Source organism: Streptococcus mitis (assembly GCF_002096845.1).
Lineage (GTDB): Bacteria > Bacillota > Bacilli > Lactobacillales > Streptococcaceae > Streptococcus > Streptococcus mitis_A.
Window position 1 is genome coordinate 36,371 of the sequence record NZ_NCVK01000007.1, and the last position, 17,897, is coordinate 54,267.

Sequence of the window (17,897 nt, forward strand, 5' to 3'; positions counted from 1 at the left end):
TAACTTATACAGTCTCTTCGTTTAAATAAATCATCACAAAATTAGCACTTTCCTTTAAATTTAGCTATACTACTTGATATTAATATCTTTTCTTGAAATAGTATAAATTGAAAATGAAACAATCATTAAACTTATGAAACTAGCAAATATTAAGAAGAATAAGTTATCAACAAAGTTATTCGTTAAACTGCCTGGACTTACATTCGAAAGTAACGCTGCTAAACCAAGTCCTGAAAGCATTGTTATAGCTATTGAATGCCTAATCATACCTAAAACAAATGGTAGTAACCCTATTAGTACTGTTGCAAACGTTATTCCAGCTAAGTTGATTAATTGACTAGCTATTGGGATATAATTTGATTCGGTTAAAACTGCTACTAATTTAATTAATAATTGAATAACTAAATGTGCAGTAAAATGAGCAATAAATGATATCAGAATTACTGTAAGCACTTTTCCCCATAGTAACTTTATTTTAGAAACAGGGTAGGAAAACAGCTGAAAAATTGTTCTTCGTTTAAATTCATCAATAATAATCGTAGACAATAAATAAGATTCGAAAATCAAAAATGCTGCTTTTGTAAATAAAGATGAAAATAATGAAGTTGCAATTGCCCAACCTTCCCATTTACTAGTAATTCTAATATTATTGGTACTCTGCCCAACAAACTCTCCTAGTTTATTATCAGTACCTAATCCCATAATAATGATTACTGTAATACCTAACACTATAAATATAGTACACAACCAGGCTAAAAATAATTTTGATTTTGAAACTTTATTTAATTCAATTTTAATAAGCGACAACATAGATTTTTCCTCCAAAAAATTTTGTTAATATTAATGGCACTATTCAAAAAGCACTTAACATACTTTCGGTATGTAAAAATTTAAAAACAAACATACCGTAGGTATGTATAGTAGTATTTTTAATACCATATCTAGAGTATGGTATTTTTTATATATCAATACGTAAAATTTATTTAGTACTTTTTAAGTGATCAAATAATTTGAAAATTACTTCCATCATTTCATCAGTAATCAACTGCACCCCTAGTCCTTCAAAAGTAAGTTTAATGAAATTCATTTTACGCTTTAATTCTTCTACTGAATAAATAGAAATTTGGAACCCAATCCAAATATTCAAAGTTAACACAATCAAATCAGCTAGCTCTTCAGGATATTCTGTTTTAATTGATTTATCTTCAACACCTTCGAAAACTTTTTCTCTAATTCCTGGTAAAAAATCAGAAAATAAATTTAGATACTGTTCGCCTAATAAACGTGGACTTCTTAACATAATTGAAGCTGAGTATACGAGTCTTTGTTGTTCAAAATTAGAAAAAGAATCCATCAAAGAATTTTGTATTTTTTCTAATGCAGTATCTCCTCTCCAATTATAATTTAGAATTTCTTGATTATTTTCACTAATGATTGATTGCAATATTTCATCTTTAGACTCGAAATGATGATAAATAACACCTTTCGTCAATCCACCTAACCCATCGATTATATCTTGTATTGAGGTATTATCAAATCCTTTTTCTAAAAATAAATCTTTCGAAACTTCTAATATTTTCCTTCTTGTTTCTTCCGGATTTCTATTCCTTGCCATTATAACTCCTTTCCAACATACTAACGGTACGTAGTCTCATTATAATGCAAGAAACTAATAATGTCAAGATTCTTACACTTTATCCCCTCTAATTTTCAAAATTCATTGGTAAAACACTATCCTATACAATTGACAGCTCAAATCTTTCAGAATAGAACTATCCTGACTATCTAATACTCTGAATTCATAAATATCTATGTAATTCTAGACCTAGAATTCCTATAAACTAAATGTTTTTACACTCTTCTAAGACATTGATTGCCTTAAATGTTAATTTTTAAAGAATTCTAAAGCTAGAATTGCTCTAAAACAAGAAAAACGAAGGTATTCGAAACCTAGAAGAACACATTCACACCTCAACTATGACACTTACAATTCTTCTGATGAGCTTTGAGTTTTTTCAGAGCCCAATCATAATGACTGGAGGTACTACTGACAAAGTAGGAACCTAGACTTGTCCCACCTGTCCACTTATAGACACCTTTGGTAAAGAGTTCGTCAGTGCTAAAGCCTTCCACCAACTCTAAAACCTCTCTATGTGATTGCACCAAGATTCTAGTTGCTTCTTCTAATGTCGTTTTCTGGTGCTTCTTCCAAAAAGCGACATTCATTTCTCCATAAGTTTTCCAATTATAAGGTTCAGGAAGAAAAGGTCTTTCGTGACCTTTTTGATTAGAATGTACCCAAGTCAAAAGTAACTGCTGCCATTCATAAAGATGGATCAAGACATCCCGCAGATTTTTATCCCTTTTCCAGTGAGCTTCTTTTTTCTTTTGGTCTCTTGAAAAATCAAATGGAGTCTGTAGCTCATCTTCACTTAGTTGGGAGATGAAGAGGTTAAGCTTTCATAATTTTCCTTAGAGACCAGCATTAGCTCCTCTTTTGTTTTCGGTCTAGGCACAGAGTTCTCCCTTCATTTTCAAGTAGGTTGAGGTGTTTTCTTACTTCATTATACCACACATAATAAAACTGGCTGTTTCTCTCAACAACCAGTTTTTTCATTTTTCAACTAATTACTTACTGTTTTTCTTCTGAAAGAAAAGTGATACTATAGCTAAGATAGCAAAAGCTATACCAACATACCAGTAGGGTTGATCTAGGGCTGTTGAACGACCTGATAGATTGACGATTCCGCGAAAAAGCATACCAGTTGTTAGAACAGCTACTGACGAGTTCCATAAGTTTAGACTGATTCGCCCTAAGTTTGGAATGATTTTCAGCAGTAATGCCAGAATGATGCCCCCTACTAGGGGGACTACAAAAAGATAGTGCATATGAAGGGAGGTTTCCCCAAAACTGAAAGACTCGTAGATACGGCTAAATACTAAAAAGAAAATAGTAAGAATGCTATAGCCGACTAGCGTCTTTTGGAGGCGTTTGTTTTTATTTTTAGTAACCGATGTAGACAATATCACTCACCGCCCTTTCTGATATTTTACTTCCACCTGTAGTCGGTTTATTGATTACCTGACCATTAAAGTAGAGAGTTGAAGAACCTCCACCATCTAGGTTGTAGGCCGTCTTCACTCCGTAAGATTTCATCACTTCTGCCATCTGGTAAAGAGACAAGCCCTTGCTCTCCGAGGTACGACCATCTGAAACAACAATGATATAGTGGTTTTCATCGATAATTCCAATAGCTGTACGAGGATTTGAAGCCATAGCCTGACCAACTTCTGTATTGACACCTACAGAAATCTCACCATTTTCAACTAGAGACGGACCAAATGCCAGTAGATTAACTACACCATCTTGAACTAACTGGTCAGCTGAGATTTGATTCTCGTAAATGATTTTAAAAGAGCCATCCTTGTAAATGGCAAGGTCACCATTACTGGCGTCTTCACGGACACTATCCCGATAGACGACACCATTACGGATAACATAACCTGAGCTATTGGCTCCATAGTAGTCGCCATTGACAGCTAAAATAGCATTGTTTTCAGCTGCTGTCACGGAGGTTTTAGCTGTGACGTTGGTTCCATAGGAGTTTTGAGCTAGGGCTGTTTTCAGATAATCTGCAGAGCTCAGAGTCACATCTACCACATAGATTTGCGTATCATTCACCGTCTTTTCAGTTAGATTGACACTGATATTTCCATCTGAATATCTGGTATCTGTTACTTGGGCATTTTTTGCTGCTTGACTTGCTACTGCTGTGTTAAATGTCGAGTTAGTATTAGATACAGTGGAGATAGTCTCTGCTAGTACGAATGTCTTTAACATCGAATAGGTAAAGGAACTTGTCAGAAGCAAGCCAAAGACCGAGGCGTATAGATAAGCTTTCTTAAAAAATTTCATACTGGATAACAAGTCCTTTCTTTGAAAATAAATCGTGTCTGAACAGTCCAAGATACCACAAAGAGAAGCATTCCTACAAAAATTTTAGCCATGAATAAATTGATTCCGAAACCTGTATTAAAAAGGCTAATTAGGAGAGTATCTAAGAAAAAGAGAACAACAGACAAGGTTAAATAACCTGCACCTGTTTTTAAATTACTTGCTTTATTTTTAAATACCAATTTTTTATTAGTCGAAAAGTTGAAGATAGAGCTGGTCACACGAGCCAGCCCATTTGATAGGAGGAGGTGTAAACCTGATGGAATAAAGCTCAAGAAAAGAATAGAAAAAGCATAAACTAGATAATCTACGATAAAACTACTAAATGATGAAAGAGCGAATTTCAAAATGTTTTTGTAAATCATTAAACCATCTCGAATAGGTCGGAAGTGAGAAGCTTGATTGTCGTTTATATAGACTGTTTCAATAGGAACTTCCAAAATCGGATATTGCTTGCTGGCTTCCAACAGCATGTTCATTTCATACTCATAGCGTTGTCCTTCCACTTCCATCATAAAAGGAATCAAGTCTGTCGTGAAAGCACGAAGTCCTGTCTGTGTGTCCGAAACTACTACACCTGTTTGGATTTTAAATAAGATACGTGTCAAGCGATTTCCAAAGCGACTACGCAAGGGAACTTTGCCAGTAAAAGCACGAACACCAAGAACCAGAGTGCTAGGATTTTCGTTGGCCTTGTTACTAGTGCAGAGTATGTCCCAAATCTTGTGTTGACCATCCGCATCTGCTGTAACGATAGTTCCAGGCATCTTGAGAGATTGAATGTAAGCAAAAGCTGTTTTCAAAGCCTGACCCTTACCTTGATTGATCTGATGACGAAGTACAGTCCCATAGTTTTCAGCCTGAGCAAATATTTCTTTACATTCAGGAGAACTACCATCATCAATCACAATGATAGAAAAATCACTCTTCTTGTGAATTTTTTCAATCAGTGTTAGCAAATTAAAATCAGGTTGATAAGCTGGAATAACTAAATAATTCATAGCTGTACCTCTTTCTTTTTGTTTGTATAAGTATACGTTCACTTGCTTAAAAAATCCTTATAAATGCTTTTTTATAAAAATAAATTGATGATTTCTCAAAAATAGACCACAAAGAGAAAACTCCATAGAAATGATTTCTACAGAGTTAGAACAGTATCTTTATAATAAATCTCTATAACTTATCCTTTAATTTCTCAACAAAGAGATAGGCTGCTGGACAGGTCAAGGTATTCTTAATCGTTAGATGGTTGATTTGATGGATCTTTTTACGGTCCGTATGGGGAAATTCCCGACAGGCCTTTGGCCGAACGTCATAGATGGAACAGAGATTATCTCCTCCTAAAAATGGGCAAGGCATGGATTTAAAAACCTTGTCTCCATCTTCATCCACCTGCAGAAATTCAGCTTCAAAAGCTGGTAATTTCATCTTAAAGTACTTAGCAATACGGGTGATGTCTGCTTCCTTGAAGTCGGGTCCCAAAGTCTTACAACAGTTAGCACAGGCGGTACAATCAATCTCCGCAAAGACTTCTTGGTGAATCTGCTGGGCTATCTTATCTAGATTTTTTGGTGGCTTTTTCTTTAGATTGGCTAAAACTTTTCGATGCTCCTTCTGCTTTTGCAAGGCTAGCTGGTGGTAATACTCAATATCAATTTCTTTAGACATGGTTTCTCTCTTATTCTAATTACTTTCCCCTATTATACCATGCCTCTGAGTCATTGAAAAGTGGACTTTACAAGACTATACTATTCCAAAATGCGTCAAAAAAACCTTGCAACTAGGTTACAAGGTTAATCACATTAATCGAAGTTAACGTATTCTTTTTGAAGTTCAAGAACTTCTTCCATTGTTGAACACTCTGTAAGGGCACGGTTAGCGTACTCTTCCATCTTAGCAGTATCCAATTTCTTCATCAAGCTACGTGTACGAAGTACAGATGTTGCTGACATAGAGAACTCATCCAAGCCCATTCCGACAAGAAGTGGAACAGCTTTTTGGTCACCAGCCATCTCACCACACATACCAGCCCATTTACCTTCAGCGTGAGCTGCCTTGATAACGTTGTTGATCAAGCGAAGGATTGATGGGTTATATGGTTGGTAAAGGTATGAAACTTGCTCATTCATACGGTCTGCTGCCATTGTATATTGGATCAAGTCGTTTGTACCAATTGAGAAGAAGTCTACTTCTTTAGCAAATTGGTCTGCAAGCATGGCTGCTGCAGGAATTTCAATCATGATACCAACTTGGATGTCATCCGCAACTGCAACTCCTTCAGCAAGAAGGTTTGCTTTTTCTTCGTCAAAGACTGCTTTGGCTGCACGGAATTCTTTCAAGAGGGCAACCATTGGGAACATGATACGCAATTGACCATGAACAGAAGCACGAAGAAGGGCACGGATTTGTGTACGGAACATTGCATCTCCAGTTTCAGAAATAGAGATACGAAGAGCACGGAATCCAAGGAATGGGTTCATTTCATGTGGCATATCAAAGTAAGGAAGTTCCTTATCTCCACCGATATCCATTGTACGAACAACCACTGGTTTCCCATTCATTCCCTCAAGAACAGCCTTATACGCTTCATACTGCTCATCTTCAGTTGGGAAGTCTTGAGAATCCATGTATAAGAACTCTGTACGGTAAAGTCCAACAGCTTCTGCACCGTTGTTGTTAACACCTTCAACGTCTTTTGGAGTACCGATGTTAGCTGCCAACTCGAAGTGTTTACCGTCAGCAGTCACTGTTTGAGCATCTTTCAAAAGGGCCCATTCAGCTTTTTGTTTAGCATAAGCTTCACCAGCTGCTTTAAATTCTGCCGCTTGTTCATCTGTTGGGTTGATAATCACTTCACCAGTAATTCCGTTAACGGCAAGGATATCACCGTCTTTCACTACTTCAGTGATGTTATTTGTTCCCAATACAGCTGCAATTTCAAGTGTACGTGCCATGATAGCTGAGTGACTTGTACGTCCACCGATATTTGTTACAAAAGCTTTTACAAAGTTTTTGTCCAATTGAGCTGTATCAGATGGTGTCAAGTCATGCGCAATCACAATTACTTCTTCGTTGATAGAAGCTGGGTTTGGCAATTTTTTACCAAGAAGATTTGCCAATACACGTTTTGTCACGTCGCGGATATCCGCTGCACGTTCTTGCATGTATGGGTTGTCTTCCATACCTTCAAAGATAGTGATGAACATATCAGTCACTTCTTTAAGACCTGCTTCTGCATTGACTTTCTTAGCACGGATTGTTTCTTTAATCTGACCAATCAATTCTGGGTCAGAAAGAACCATCAAATGAGCGTCAAAAACTTGAGCCGCTTCTTCACCAAGCGTACCTACAGCTTTCTCACGGATAAGAGAAAGCTCGTTTTGAGAAGCTTCAAGAGCTACATCCAAACGAGCCTCTTCTGCGTTTGTATCTTCGACTGAAACAGTCTCGAATGACAAATCCGGTTGAACGAGTAGATATGCTTTTGCAACTGCAACACCATCAGATGCTGCGATTCCTTTAAGCATTTCTGTCATTTTCCTTATGCCAATCCTTCTTTTTCCATTGTTTCTGAGATTGCAGCGATAGCATCATCTGCATCTGCACCTTCAGCTGAGATAGTTACGTCAGCACCTTGGCCAACACCAAGACTCATAACACCCATGATTGATTTAAGGTTAACTGATTTACCTTTGTACTCAAGAGTGATATCTGAAGCAAATTTGCTAGCAGTTTGTACCAACAATGTTGCTGGACGTGCGTGAATACCTGTTTCTGCCACTACGTGGAAATCTTTAGAAGCCATAGTTTGACTCTCCTTTTGTTCTTTCTTTTTTGAGTTATATGTGATAACCCTTACAATTTGGTATTATATCATCTTCTAGGATTTTTTTCAAGCATTTTATGGGATTTATTCGATTTCCTTTCAGATAACTTCCTGAAAATCTTCTATTCTAGATAACAAAACACAGGATATAGTTTTCCAAAAAACTACTTGTAGGATAATCATCACTATTTTACCAAACAAACACTACATATTGTGTTTTGTTTGGTTATGTAGAAAAACATACCACTATATTTAGTTTTAAATCGTTGACAAATTTTTAATTTCTGATATACTAAGATAGTATTAAATTTTGAAGAGGAGTTACACAATGGTAACCGTTTATTCTAAAAACAACTGTGTCCAATGTAAGATGACCAAGCGTTTCTTGGACAGTAATAATGTCGCTTATCGTGAAATCAATCTTGATGAGCAACCTGAGTACATCGATCAAGTTAAAGAGCTCGGTTTCAGCGCAGCTCCTGTTATCCAAACACCAACTGAAGTCTTTTCAGGTTTCCAACCAGGAAAACTGAAACAATTAGCATAATCTTAGTACATCATCCAGAAGAAACTGCTTCTAGGGCTAACTTAGAAGCCTTTCTTTTGTAATTAGATAAGGGAAATTTTATGGGATTAAAACATCTTGAGGACGTGACTTACTTCCGTCTCAATAACGAAATCAACCGTCCTGTTAATGGACAAATCATGCTTCATAAAGATAAGGAAGCCTTGGCTGCCTTCTTTAAAGAAAATGTAGTTCCAAACACTATGGTTTTTGATTCAATCAAGGATAAAATCAGCTACCTCATTGAACACAACTACATCGAAACAGCCTTTATCAAGAAATACCGTCCAGAATTTTTGGAAGAATTGTCTCAATTTATCAAAGACCAAAACTTCCAATTCAAGTCTTTCATGGCTGCCTATAAATTTTACAATCAATATGCTTTGAAAACTAACGACGGTGAATATTATCTTGAAAGTATGGAAGACCGTGTCTTCTTTAACGCCCTTTATTTCGCTGATGGGAATGAAGCTGTTGCCATCGATATTGCCAATGAAATCATCCACCAACGCTACCAACCTGCTACTCCTTCCTTCTTGAATGCTGGACGTGCTCGTCGTGGGGAGTTGGTATCTTGTTTCTTGATTCAAGTAACTGATGACATGAACTCTATTGGACGTTCTATCAACTCTGCCCTTCAACTTTCACGTATCGGTGGTGGTGTGGGAATTTCCCTCAGCAACCTTCGTGAAGCTGGCGCACCTATCAAAGGTTATGAAGGAGCAGCTTCTGGTGTCGTACCAGTTATGAAGCTTTTTGAAGACAGCTTCTCTTATTCCAACCAATTGGGGCAACGTCAAGGTGCTGGGGTTGTCTACCTCAACGTCTTTCACCCAGATATCATCGCCTTCCTTTCAACTAAGAAAGAAAACGCCGATGAAAAAGTTCGTGTTAAGACCCTTTCACTTGGTGTTGTGGTTCCAGATAAATTCTACGAATTGGCTCGTGAAAATGAAGAAATGTACCTCTTCAGCCCATACTCTGTAGAGCTTGAGTATGGTGTGCCATTCAACTACATCGACATCACTGAAAAATACGATGAATTAGTCGCAAATCCAAATATCCGCAAGACAAAAATCAAGGCGCGTGATTTGGAAACTGAAATCTCTAAACTGCAACAAGAATCTGGTTATCCTTATGTAGTCAACATTGATACGGCTAACCGTGCAAATCCTGTTGATGGTAAGATTATCATGAGTAACTTGTGTTCTGAGATTCTTCAAGTCCAAGAACCAAGCTTAATCAACGATGCTCAAGAATTCCTTCAAATGGGAACAGACGTTTCATGTAACCTTGGTTCAACAAACGTTGTCAACATGATGACTTCACCTGACTTTGGTCGTTCTATCCGTGCTATGGTTCGTGCTTTAACTTTCGTTACAGATAGTTCACACATCGTAGCTGTACCTACGATTGATCATGGAAATAGCCAAGCCCACACCTTTGGACTCGGTGCCATGGGACTTCACAGCTACCTTGCCCAACAACTGATTGAGTACGGTTCCCCTGAGTCTGTTGAGTTTACAAGTATCTACTTTATGCTTATGAACTACTGGACTTTGGTTGAGTCAAACAATATTGCGCGTGAACGTGGTATTACCTTCCATAATTTTGAAAAATCAGACTATGCTAACGGAAGCTACTTCGACAAGTATATAACTGGCGAGTTTGTTCCAAAATCAGACCGTGTTAAAGAACTCTTCAAAGACGTCTTTATTCCGAGTGCTGCTGACTGGGCTGAACTTCGTGACAAGGTTCAAGCAGATGGTCTTTACCACCAAAACCGCCTTGCTGTAGCGCCAAATGGTTCTATCAGTTACATCAATGACGTTTCTGCTTCTATCCATCCGATTACACAACGTATCGAAGAACGTCAAGAAAAGAAAATCGGGAAAATCTACTACCCTGCTGCTGGCTTATCAACAGAAACCATTCCTTACTACACTTCTGCCTACGACATGGATATGCGTAAAGTCATCGATGTTTACGCCGCTGCAACTGAACACGTAGACCAAGGACTTTCACTTACTCTCTTCATGCGTAGTGACATTCCAAAAGGTCTTTACGAATGGAAGAAAGAAAACAAACAGACAACACGTGACTTGTCTATCCTTCGTAACTATGCCTTTAACAAGGGTATCAAGTCTATCTACTACGTCCGTACCTTTACAGACGACGGTGGAGAAGTCGGTGCTAACCAATGTGAAAGCTGTGTGATTTAGTTTTTAATCAAAGGAATTACTATTTCTCTGTAAGTTTAGTAAGCTAGCATCAAAAGAGAACTTAATCAAACATTTTATAAACTAGCTAAGCACATGTAAAAGTCGGTTCTCCGACTTTTTGTGCGATACACTAAAGGAATTATCATAAAGCAAAAACGATTGTACAACAGCATTATTATATACAGAAAGAGATTTCAAATGGAAACTTACTACAAAGCCATTAACTGGAATGCCATCGAAGATGTCATCGACAAATCAACTTGGGAAAAACTGACGGAGCAATTCTGGCTCGATACACGTATTCCTTTGTCAAATGACTTGGATGACTGGAGAAAGCTATCAAATGTAGAAAAAGACTTGGTTGGAAAAGTCTTTGGTGGTTTAACACTTCTCGATACTATGCAATCTGAAACTGGGGTTCAAGCCCTTCGCGCAGACATCCGTACACCACATGAGGAAGCTGTTTTCAATAACATCCAATTTATGGAATCTGTCCACGCAAAATCTTACTCATCAATCTTTTCTACTTTGAATACTAAGGCTGAGATTGAAGAAATTTTCGAATGGACCAATACCAACCCTTACCTCCAAAAGAAGGCTGAGATTGTCAACGAAATCTACCTAAACGGTAGCCCACTTGAAAAGAAAGTTGCCAGCGTCTTCCTTGAAACTTTCCTTTTCTATTCAGGTTTCTTCACTCCCCTCTACTATCTTGGTAACAACAAACTAGCCAACGTTGCGGAAATCATTAAATTGATTATTCGTGATGAGTCTGTTCACGGAACCTACATTGGTTATAAATTCCAACTTGGTTTCAATGAATTACCTGAAGAAGAGCAAGAAAAACTCAAAGAATGGATGTACGACCTTCTCTACACTCTTTATGAAAACGAAGAAGGCTACACAGAAAGCCTCTATGATGGTGTTGGTTGGACGGAAGAAGTCAAAACCTTCCTTCGCTACAATGCCAACAAGGCACTCATGAACCTGGGACAAGATCCACTCTTCCCAGATTCGGCTGATGATGTCAACCCAATCGTTATGAACGGTATTTCAACAGGAACTTCCAACCACGACTTCTTCTCTCAAGTCGGAAATGGTTACCTTCTTGGTGAAGTTGAAGCCATGCAAGACGATGACTACAACTACGGTTTGGACTAATTCAATTATCCCAGAACTGATAACAAATATCATGGTTTGTTTAAAACAACCATGATATTTTTGTTTTTGTTTTCTTTTGTTTTTTAAATTGATTGATTGAATACTTTATGATAAAATAGTAATAGAAATAGAGGTGATAACGATGTTAAAGCAGGAAAAACTAGATAATATTCTAGAAACGGTAAATACAAAGGGAACTATTACTGTAAAAGAAATCATGACTCGCTTGGATGTGTCAGATATGACTGCTAGACGCTACTTGCAAGAGTTGGCAGACAAGGATCTACTTGTTCGGGTTCACGGTGGAGCTGAGAAAATTCGCACAGGTTCTATTTTAAACAATGAACGTTCCAATATTGAAAAACAAAGCTTACAGATTGCAGAAAAACAAGAAATCAGCCGTTTCGCAGGCCATTTAATTGATGAGGGTGAAACTATTTTTATCGGCCCTGGTACAACCTTAGAATCTTTTGCCCGTGAACTTCCAATTGATAATATTCGTGTTGTAACAAACAGTTTACCAGTCTTTCTCATCCTAAACGAACGAAAACTAACAGATTTGATTTTAATTGGTGGTAACTATCGCTCTATCACTGGAGCTTTTGTAGGAACACTAACCTTGCAAAACTTGGCCAATCTACAATTTTCTAAAGCCTTCGTTAGCTGTAATGGTATTAAGGACAATGCGATTGCGACCTTTAGTGAAGAGGAAGGTGAATCCCAACGCATCGCCCTCAATAATTCCAATAAAAAATACTTACTAGCTGACAACAGTAAGTTCAATAAATTTGATTTCTATACCTTCTACAATATCTCTGATATTGATACCATCGTTTCAGACTCTAAACTGAGCAAAGAAACCTTCGAACAACTTTCAAAACAAACAAAAATTATTCTTTCTAAACCATAAAACTGAGGATTGATAAAAAATAAAATGCGTCATATCAAGAAAATAAGGATCTTGATATGACGCATTTTTGGATGAAGATTTTTACAAAGAGTTTCCTAGATTATTTATGATTGTTGAAACGGTATAAAATCTGAATCAAAGGAGATATTATTCCGTTCTTCAGGACTGATAAAACTTAAAAAGATATTTTTAAATTCTTCTAGCTCATAGTCTGAATGGCAAATCCATTCTTTACCGGTAGAGACATACCATTTCCCAAGATTTTTCAGCTCTTCATTCGTCAAACAAGGTATTTGAGAACATTTATCAAAATTGATAATATAAACTTTTTCATAAATAGATTGGATAAAATCTTTGAACATCTTTTTGCCTCACTAAAATTCTATATCTAATTACTAATTCTACTACTCAATCACTTGAGTTTCTGCTACTTTCTTGTACCAGTGAGCTGATTTCTTAGGATAACGTTCTTGAGTTTCAAAGTCTACATAGAAGAGACCGTAACGTTTCTCATAACCGTTTGACCATGAGAAGACGTCCATCAATGACCAAATGAAGTAGCCTTTTACATTAGCTCCATCTGCAATAGCATCAGACAAGACCTCTAAGTGTTGTTTGACATAATCAATACGGCCATCATCGTAAACAGTATTATCAACGAACTCGTCTTTATAGCCGAGACCATTTTCAGTGATGTAAATCTTCTTGTAGTTCGGATAATCTTTCTTCACGCGCATGATTTGGTCATACAAACCTTGAGGGTAGATAATCCAATCCCAATCCGTACGTGGTACATAGTCAGGAGCTACACGACGACCAACACCTTTGATTTGGTATTTAGAGCTTCCTTTCTCACCCTTACCATTATGAATAATTTCAGTTTCTCCATCAAATGCTTCCATCCAGTCACTCATATAGTAATTAATTCCAAGGAAGTCGTTCAAGTCTTTCGCAACTTCTAATGCTGTGAAATCTTCTTCACGAAGATCCAAGCTACCACCATTGACTGATAAGATATGGTTGACACCTTCCATCGTTTCAGCTGAATAGTGACCTAGATAAGTTGCATCCAAGATAAATTTATTGTGGATGATATCTTCCAATTCAGCAGCGCGAACATCTGCTGGATTTTTAGGATCCAAAGGATACTTGGTCGGCAGAGCGTGAACAACACCAATTTCACCTTTATATCCTTTATCTTTATATAGCTTTACAGCACGCGCATGAGAAACCATCATATTGTGGTGCGATTGGAAGACTTTGGCAAGGTCATACTGAATACCTGGAGGGAATTTACCAACTAAATATTGACCATCACCGATTGGTCCAATTTCATTAAAGGTTGTCCAATAGTTTACTTCTGGAAATTCTTCAAAACAGAAGGCAGCGTAGTCTACAAAGTGTTCAATATTTTCACGGTTTAAGAAGTCGCCATTTGAGTGGAGAGCTTCTGGCGTGTCAAAGTGATGAAGAGTTACAAAGGGCTCAACATGACGTTTGTGACACTCTGCAAATAAATTATGATAGAATTCAACACCTTTAGCATTTACTTGACCGTAGCCTGTTGGGAAAATACGTGACCAAGCAATAGAAATTCGAATGCCATTGACACCATACTCTTCTGCTAGCTTGAGGTCAACTGGATATCGATTGTAAAAATCACTGGCTGGTTCGGCAGTGTACCAATAGTTATCTTCAAGATATTTATCCCACGCAACTGGTCCTTTTCCATCAGTATGTGTAGCACCTTCTGCTTGATAGGCAGCTGTTGCGCCACCAAAAATAAAGTCTTTTGGAAGTGTTTTTGTCATTTTTTTCACCTATTTCTTGATTTAAAATAAAGTAAAAGTGAGAGGAGAGGAGTCAGTGAGCCATCCTTCTCCATCTCACTTCTTGTACCAAGTCACCGAATTGTGACATGAGGAGGTAAAAACGATATCTTTTTACCGACGAATTAATAAGGCGATTAGGAAATTCGCCATAGCAATTTCCGTAACGAGAGGAAACTATTTCAGAGTCCCTATTATTAATCGAATTGTGACATGAGGAGGTAAAAATAATATTTTTTTACCAACAAATTAACAAGGCAATTAGGAAATTCGCCATAGCGATTTCCGTAACGATAGAAGACTATTTCAGAGTCCCTATTATTAATCGAATTGTGACATGAGGAGGTAAAAACGATATCTTTTTACCGACGAATTAACAAGGCGATTAGGAAATTCGCCATAGCGATTTCCGTAACGAGAGGAGACTGTTTCACAGTCCCTATCGTTAATCGAATTGAGCTTGTACGAATGCAAGAGCACCTTTTCCATCACGAGTTAATTTGATGTATTGAGCGCCTTCTGTTTTCGCAAGTTTAATACCGAGCTTATCTGTTTCTGCTTTCATGTCTTCAAAGTTTGAAGCAACTTGAGGAGCAAGTATAACAAGATCAAACTCTGGCAACATTTCACGGTGAGCACCATAGCCACCTGCTGCTGCTTTCACAGGAACATTGTATTCTGCAGCTGCCTTATTCAAAGCATTCGCAAGAAGTCCACTTGTCCCTCCACCTGCACAGAGAACGAGGACATTTGTTTCTTCAGTGATGGTATTTTGTGCTGCATCGACACCCGCTTTTTCAAGAATAGCATCTGCTTTTGCAGTGTTGAAGTTTGCAGCAACTTTTTCTTTCAATTCGTCATTAGACTTACCTGAACGCTCTTCTTCAAGAATTTGTTCATCATAGACTTTAAGGAATGGATAGTAAATGACTACGTCAACCACGATTAGAAGGGCAGCAAGAATGAATGATAGAACTTGGAAGTTAGTACCAAGAACTAGACCTAGTGGAGCTGGAGTTGTCCATGGTAGATTAGCAGTAAATGAGTTCATTCCAAGTGTTTCAATAAAGAACTTAAAGATCCAAACGTTTGCGATTGGAGCAAAGATAAATGGAATGAAGAAGATTGGGTTCAATACAAGCGGTGCACCAAACAAGATTGGTTCGTTTACACCAAAGAAGGTTGGAACTACTGAAGCACGACCGATTGCACGGTTACGTTTTGATTTTGTTAACCACATGAACATGAATGGAACAACCAGTGTCGCACCAGTACCACCCATGGTAACGATAAACATTTGTGTACCAGAAGTAAGAATCTTGTCTGCATGCATCCCTTGTTGGAGAAGGTTCAAGTTGACTTCGGCATTTGCATAGGTAATAGCTGCGATAGCAGGCTCAACGATAGATGGACCATGGATACCAACAAACCAGAAGAAGGCAAAGGCACCAAAGATAATGGTAATACCAAGGTATCCGTCTGCTGCTGAGAAGAGTGGTGCGAAGAATTTACCGATTGATTCTGCCACACTTGAGCCAACAAAATGACGAGCTAGTAGATCAAGAACATAAAGAGAAACAACAGATAGAGTGAATGGAATCACATCTTTAAAGACTTGTGAAATATTTGGTGGAACTTCGTCAGGCATACGAATGGTAACGTTGTTCTTAACACAGACCTTATAGATAGCTACGGTAACAAAGGCAGCAAGGAAGGCTGAAAGCAAACCTTTTGTTCCAAGGAAACCTGTTGCAAAGCCTCCTTCAATCGGATCAGCTGCCAACATCAACAAACCAACAATTGCTGCCAACAATGTTGACATATAGTTGATTTGATTAGTTTTCTCCATGCTACGGTTTACTGAGTCAGTCAATGACTTAGCTGTTGTACCAGCTACCAATAGAGCCAAAATCCCCATTGAATAGCTGTAAGGTTTCATCAGAAAGGCTACAACTTCATCAGACCATTTAAAGCCCCATGAGTTTGGCACAAAGGCAATCAAGATAAAGATGCTTGAGAAGAGAATAACAGGCATACCTGCAATGAAACCATCACGAATGGCACGAAGATAGATATTACGAGATAGCTTCTCAAAGAAAGGCTTTCCTTTCTCAATAAATGCAATTAATTTATTCATTACTTAACCCCTCTCTTATAGAGTTCAATTAAATGATGCATCAAATCTTTTAACAAGATGGTTGTCATCAAGTGGTCTTGGCCATGCATCATGGTTACACTATAAGCCAAATCTTCACCAGCTGCTTCCTTAGTCAATAGACTTGTTTGCGCGTGGTGAGCCTCTGCAATGCAAGAACCAGCTTCCTCGACTAATCTATCTGCTTTCGCAAAATCGCCAGCTTCAGCAGCCTTCAAGGCTTCCAATAATTTTGAACGAGCATCGCCAGCATAGGCTACGATTTCAAAACCTAACAATGTTACTTCTTCTCTATTCATGATAGAATTCTCCTTATATAGTTTTAAATAAATTTTTATGACAATAAACGTTGGATATGTAGAACTAGATAAACTCGTTCACTTTTATACAAATCAAGACCCGTATGTTGCGTAATCACATCATAGATCTTGGAACCAATCTCGAACGCTTTTGGATAGGATTGTTTAATGTGATCTTCCATATCCAGAAGTGATTGGTTATCATCTCTAGATCTGTCTAAATAATCCAAGAAATAATTCAAATGTATCATAAAACGATCATAGAAATGGTTATTCTCTTTAGTTCGTTGAATTGCATAGTCCGTTAAAACTTCTTCAACATTCCTGAGAATTTCTTTCCTCTTATCAATCGACTCCACAAGTTCCACTTCATTTTCACCTTCGGCATTAATGAAATGATAAGCAATCCGAATAATTTCGTCCCCAGGAAAATGATCCGCTAGCTTCTGGCGATAAATTTCAAATGCTTCATTTGCGATTTGAAAAGCGACAGGATACTTAGTGGAAATATCTGGTAGATTACTATCCTTGTACCTTCCTTGTGCTAGAGCTTGGTAAGAACAGTAAACATGATCTGTCAAGGTTACATAGAGATACTCTTGAATCGGATAGTGATATTTCTTTGATAGCTTATCAATGATCTCATAGGTCACTGTGATAAAATCTAGCGGAACATCTTTGAGAAGAGCCATAAAGTTTTCTCTTGACTCTTCGGTCTTCATCCGAAAGATTTTCTCAACCTGATGTTCAGCAATCAAATCCCCCTTCTTCTTTCCAAATGCAATCCCCTTACCAATCACAATCACTTCTTCTCCTTTATCATTTCTGACAAGCGAGACATTATGATTCATTGGATTTAGAATTCGATACATGTCAACCTCCTTTTATATCTTAAAGGTATATGAGTACAAAAAATGACCACAAATGAACTAGAAAATCAGCTGATTTCTAATTCACCTGTGATCATGCCTAATC

Annotated in this window: 17 protein-coding genes and 1 pseudogene; 4 read left to right on the top strand and 14 right to left on the bottom strand. The window is 37.6% G+C overall.

The features are described from left to right. Nucleotides 1-69: 69 nt before the first annotated feature. The 9 genes and pseudogenes from B7695_RS02145 to B7695_RS02185 form a co-directional block, all read right to left on the bottom strand. Nucleotides 70-810: an ABC transporter permease gene (locus B7695_RS02145; RefSeq protein WP_084889517.1), complete on the bottom strand. Its 741-nt coding sequence runs from the start codon at nucleotides 808-810 to the stop codon at nucleotides 70-72. A 169-nt stretch (nucleotides 811-979) separates the two neighbouring features. Continuing rightward, complete coding sequence (locus B7695_RS02150) at nucleotides 980-1,615, bottom strand: TetR/AcrR family transcriptional regulator (protein ID WP_084889518.1); 636 nt, start codon at nucleotides 1,613-1,615, stop codon at nucleotides 980-982. Between the two features lie 356 nt (nucleotides 1,616-1,971). Continuing rightward, a pseudogene (locus tag B7695_RS02155) lies at nucleotides 1,972-2,516 on the bottom strand (ClbS/DfsB family four-helix bundle protein). Between the two features lie 112 nt (nucleotides 2,517-2,628). Beyond that, the gene (locus B7695_RS02160; RefSeq protein WP_192855709.1) at nucleotides 2,629-3,024 is read right to left on the bottom strand and encodes a hypothetical protein; all 396 of its coding nucleotides are present in this window, start codon (nucleotides 3,022-3,024) and stop codon (nucleotides 2,629-2,631) included. Beyond that, a complete protein-coding gene (locus B7695_RS02165) occupies nucleotides 3,005-3,916 on the bottom strand; it encodes a phosphodiester glycosidase family protein (RefSeq protein WP_084889520.1) in 912 nt (303 codons plus the stop codon). Before B7695_RS02165 ends, B7695_RS02160 begins: the two co-directional genes overlap by 20 nt. Next, nucleotides 3,913-4,956 carry a bifunctional glycosyltransferase family 2/GtrA family protein gene (locus tag B7695_RS02170; protein ID WP_084889521.1) on the bottom strand — a complete coding sequence of 348 codons (1,044 nt, stop codon included), beginning with the start codon at nucleotides 4,954-4,956 and terminating at the stop codon, nucleotides 3,913-3,915. Before B7695_RS02170 ends, B7695_RS02165 begins: the two co-directional genes overlap by 4 nt. A 172-nt stretch (nucleotides 4,957-5,128) precedes the next feature. After that, entirely contained in the window at nucleotides 5,129-5,623 is a 495-nt protein-coding gene (locus tag B7695_RS02175) for a YkgJ family cysteine cluster protein (RefSeq protein WP_000031476.1), read from the bottom strand. 134 nt (nucleotides 5,624-5,757) lie between these two features. Then, nucleotides 5,758-7,491 carry a phosphoenolpyruvate--protein phosphotransferase gene (ptsP, locus tag B7695_RS02180; protein WP_023941216.1) on the bottom strand — a complete coding sequence of 578 codons (1,734 nt, stop codon included), beginning with the start codon at nucleotides 7,489-7,491 and terminating at the stop codon, nucleotides 5,758-5,760. Between the two features lie 5 nt (nucleotides 7,492-7,496). Further along, complete coding sequence (locus tag B7695_RS02185) at nucleotides 7,497-7,760, bottom strand: phosphocarrier protein HPr (RefSeq protein ID WP_000146947.1); 264 nt, start codon at nucleotides 7,758-7,760, stop codon at nucleotides 7,497-7,499. Between the two features lie 349 nt (nucleotides 7,761-8,109). Here B7695_RS02185 and nrdH point away from each other — a divergent pair, with 349 nt between their 5' ends. The 4 genes from nrdH (at nucleotide 8,110) to B7695_RS02205 (ending at nucleotide 12,639) form a co-directional block, all read left to right on the top strand. Next, nucleotides 8,110-8,328, top strand: a complete 219-nt coding sequence (nrdH, locus tag B7695_RS02190; RefSeq protein ID WP_000259240.1) for a glutaredoxin-like protein NrdH — start codon at nucleotides 8,110-8,112, stop codon at nucleotides 8,326-8,328. Between the two features lie 80 nt (nucleotides 8,329-8,408). Beyond that, entirely contained in the window at nucleotides 8,409-10,568 is a 2,160-nt protein-coding gene (gene nrdE, locus B7695_RS02195) for a class 1b ribonucleoside-diphosphate reductase subunit alpha (protein WP_084889522.1), read from the top strand. Nucleotides 10,569-10,766: 198 nt separating this feature from the next. Next, the gene (nrdF, locus tag B7695_RS02200; protein WP_000451386.1) at nucleotides 10,767-11,729 is read left to right on the top strand and encodes a class 1b ribonucleoside-diphosphate reductase subunit beta; all 963 of its coding nucleotides are present in this window, start codon (nucleotides 10,767-10,769) and stop codon (nucleotides 11,727-11,729) included. 142 nt (nucleotides 11,730-11,871) lie between these two features. Then, complete coding sequence (locus B7695_RS02205; protein ID WP_000917573.1) at nucleotides 11,872-12,639, top strand: DeoR/GlpR family DNA-binding transcription regulator; 768 nt, start codon at nucleotides 11,872-11,874, stop codon at nucleotides 12,637-12,639. A gap of 104 nt (nucleotides 12,640-12,743) precedes the next feature. On the opposite strand, the gene B7695_RS02210 is transcribed toward B7695_RS02205, so the two are convergent. The 5 genes from B7695_RS02210 to B7695_RS02230 all read right to left on the bottom strand — a co-directional run bounded on the left by B7695_RS02210 (nucleotide 12,744) and on the right by B7695_RS02230 (nucleotide 17,794). Then, nucleotides 12,744-13,001: a DUF3884 family protein gene (locus tag B7695_RS02210; protein ID WP_084889523.1), complete on the bottom strand. Its 258-nt coding sequence runs from the start codon at nucleotides 12,999-13,001 to the stop codon at nucleotides 12,744-12,746. A gap of 42 nt (nucleotides 13,002-13,043) precedes the next feature. Next, nucleotides 13,044-14,450: a 6-phospho-beta-galactosidase gene (gene lacG / locus B7695_RS02215; RefSeq protein WP_084889524.1), complete on the bottom strand. Its 1,407-nt coding sequence runs from the start codon at nucleotides 14,448-14,450 to the stop codon at nucleotides 13,044-13,046. Nucleotides 14,451-14,913: 463 nt separating this feature from the next. Next, nucleotides 14,914-16,605, bottom strand: coding sequence for a lactose-specific PTS transporter subunit EIIC (locus tag B7695_RS02220; RefSeq protein ID WP_084889525.1), 1,692 nt, complete (start codon nucleotides 16,603-16,605; stop codon nucleotides 14,914-14,916). Next, nucleotides 16,605-16,922 carry a PTS lactose/cellobiose transporter subunit IIA gene (locus tag B7695_RS02225; RefSeq protein WP_084889526.1) on the bottom strand — a complete coding sequence of 106 codons (318 nt, stop codon included), beginning with the start codon at nucleotides 16,920-16,922 and terminating at the stop codon, nucleotides 16,605-16,607. The genes B7695_RS02220 and B7695_RS02225 overlap by 1 nt, the downstream gene beginning before the upstream one ends. A 35-nt stretch (nucleotides 16,923-16,957) precedes the next feature. After that, the gene (locus B7695_RS02230) at nucleotides 16,958-17,794 is read right to left on the bottom strand and encodes a PRD domain-containing protein (RefSeq protein ID WP_084889527.1); all 837 of its coding nucleotides are present in this window, start codon (nucleotides 17,792-17,794) and stop codon (nucleotides 16,958-16,960) included. Between the last annotated feature and the right edge of the window lie 103 nt (nucleotides 17,795-17,897).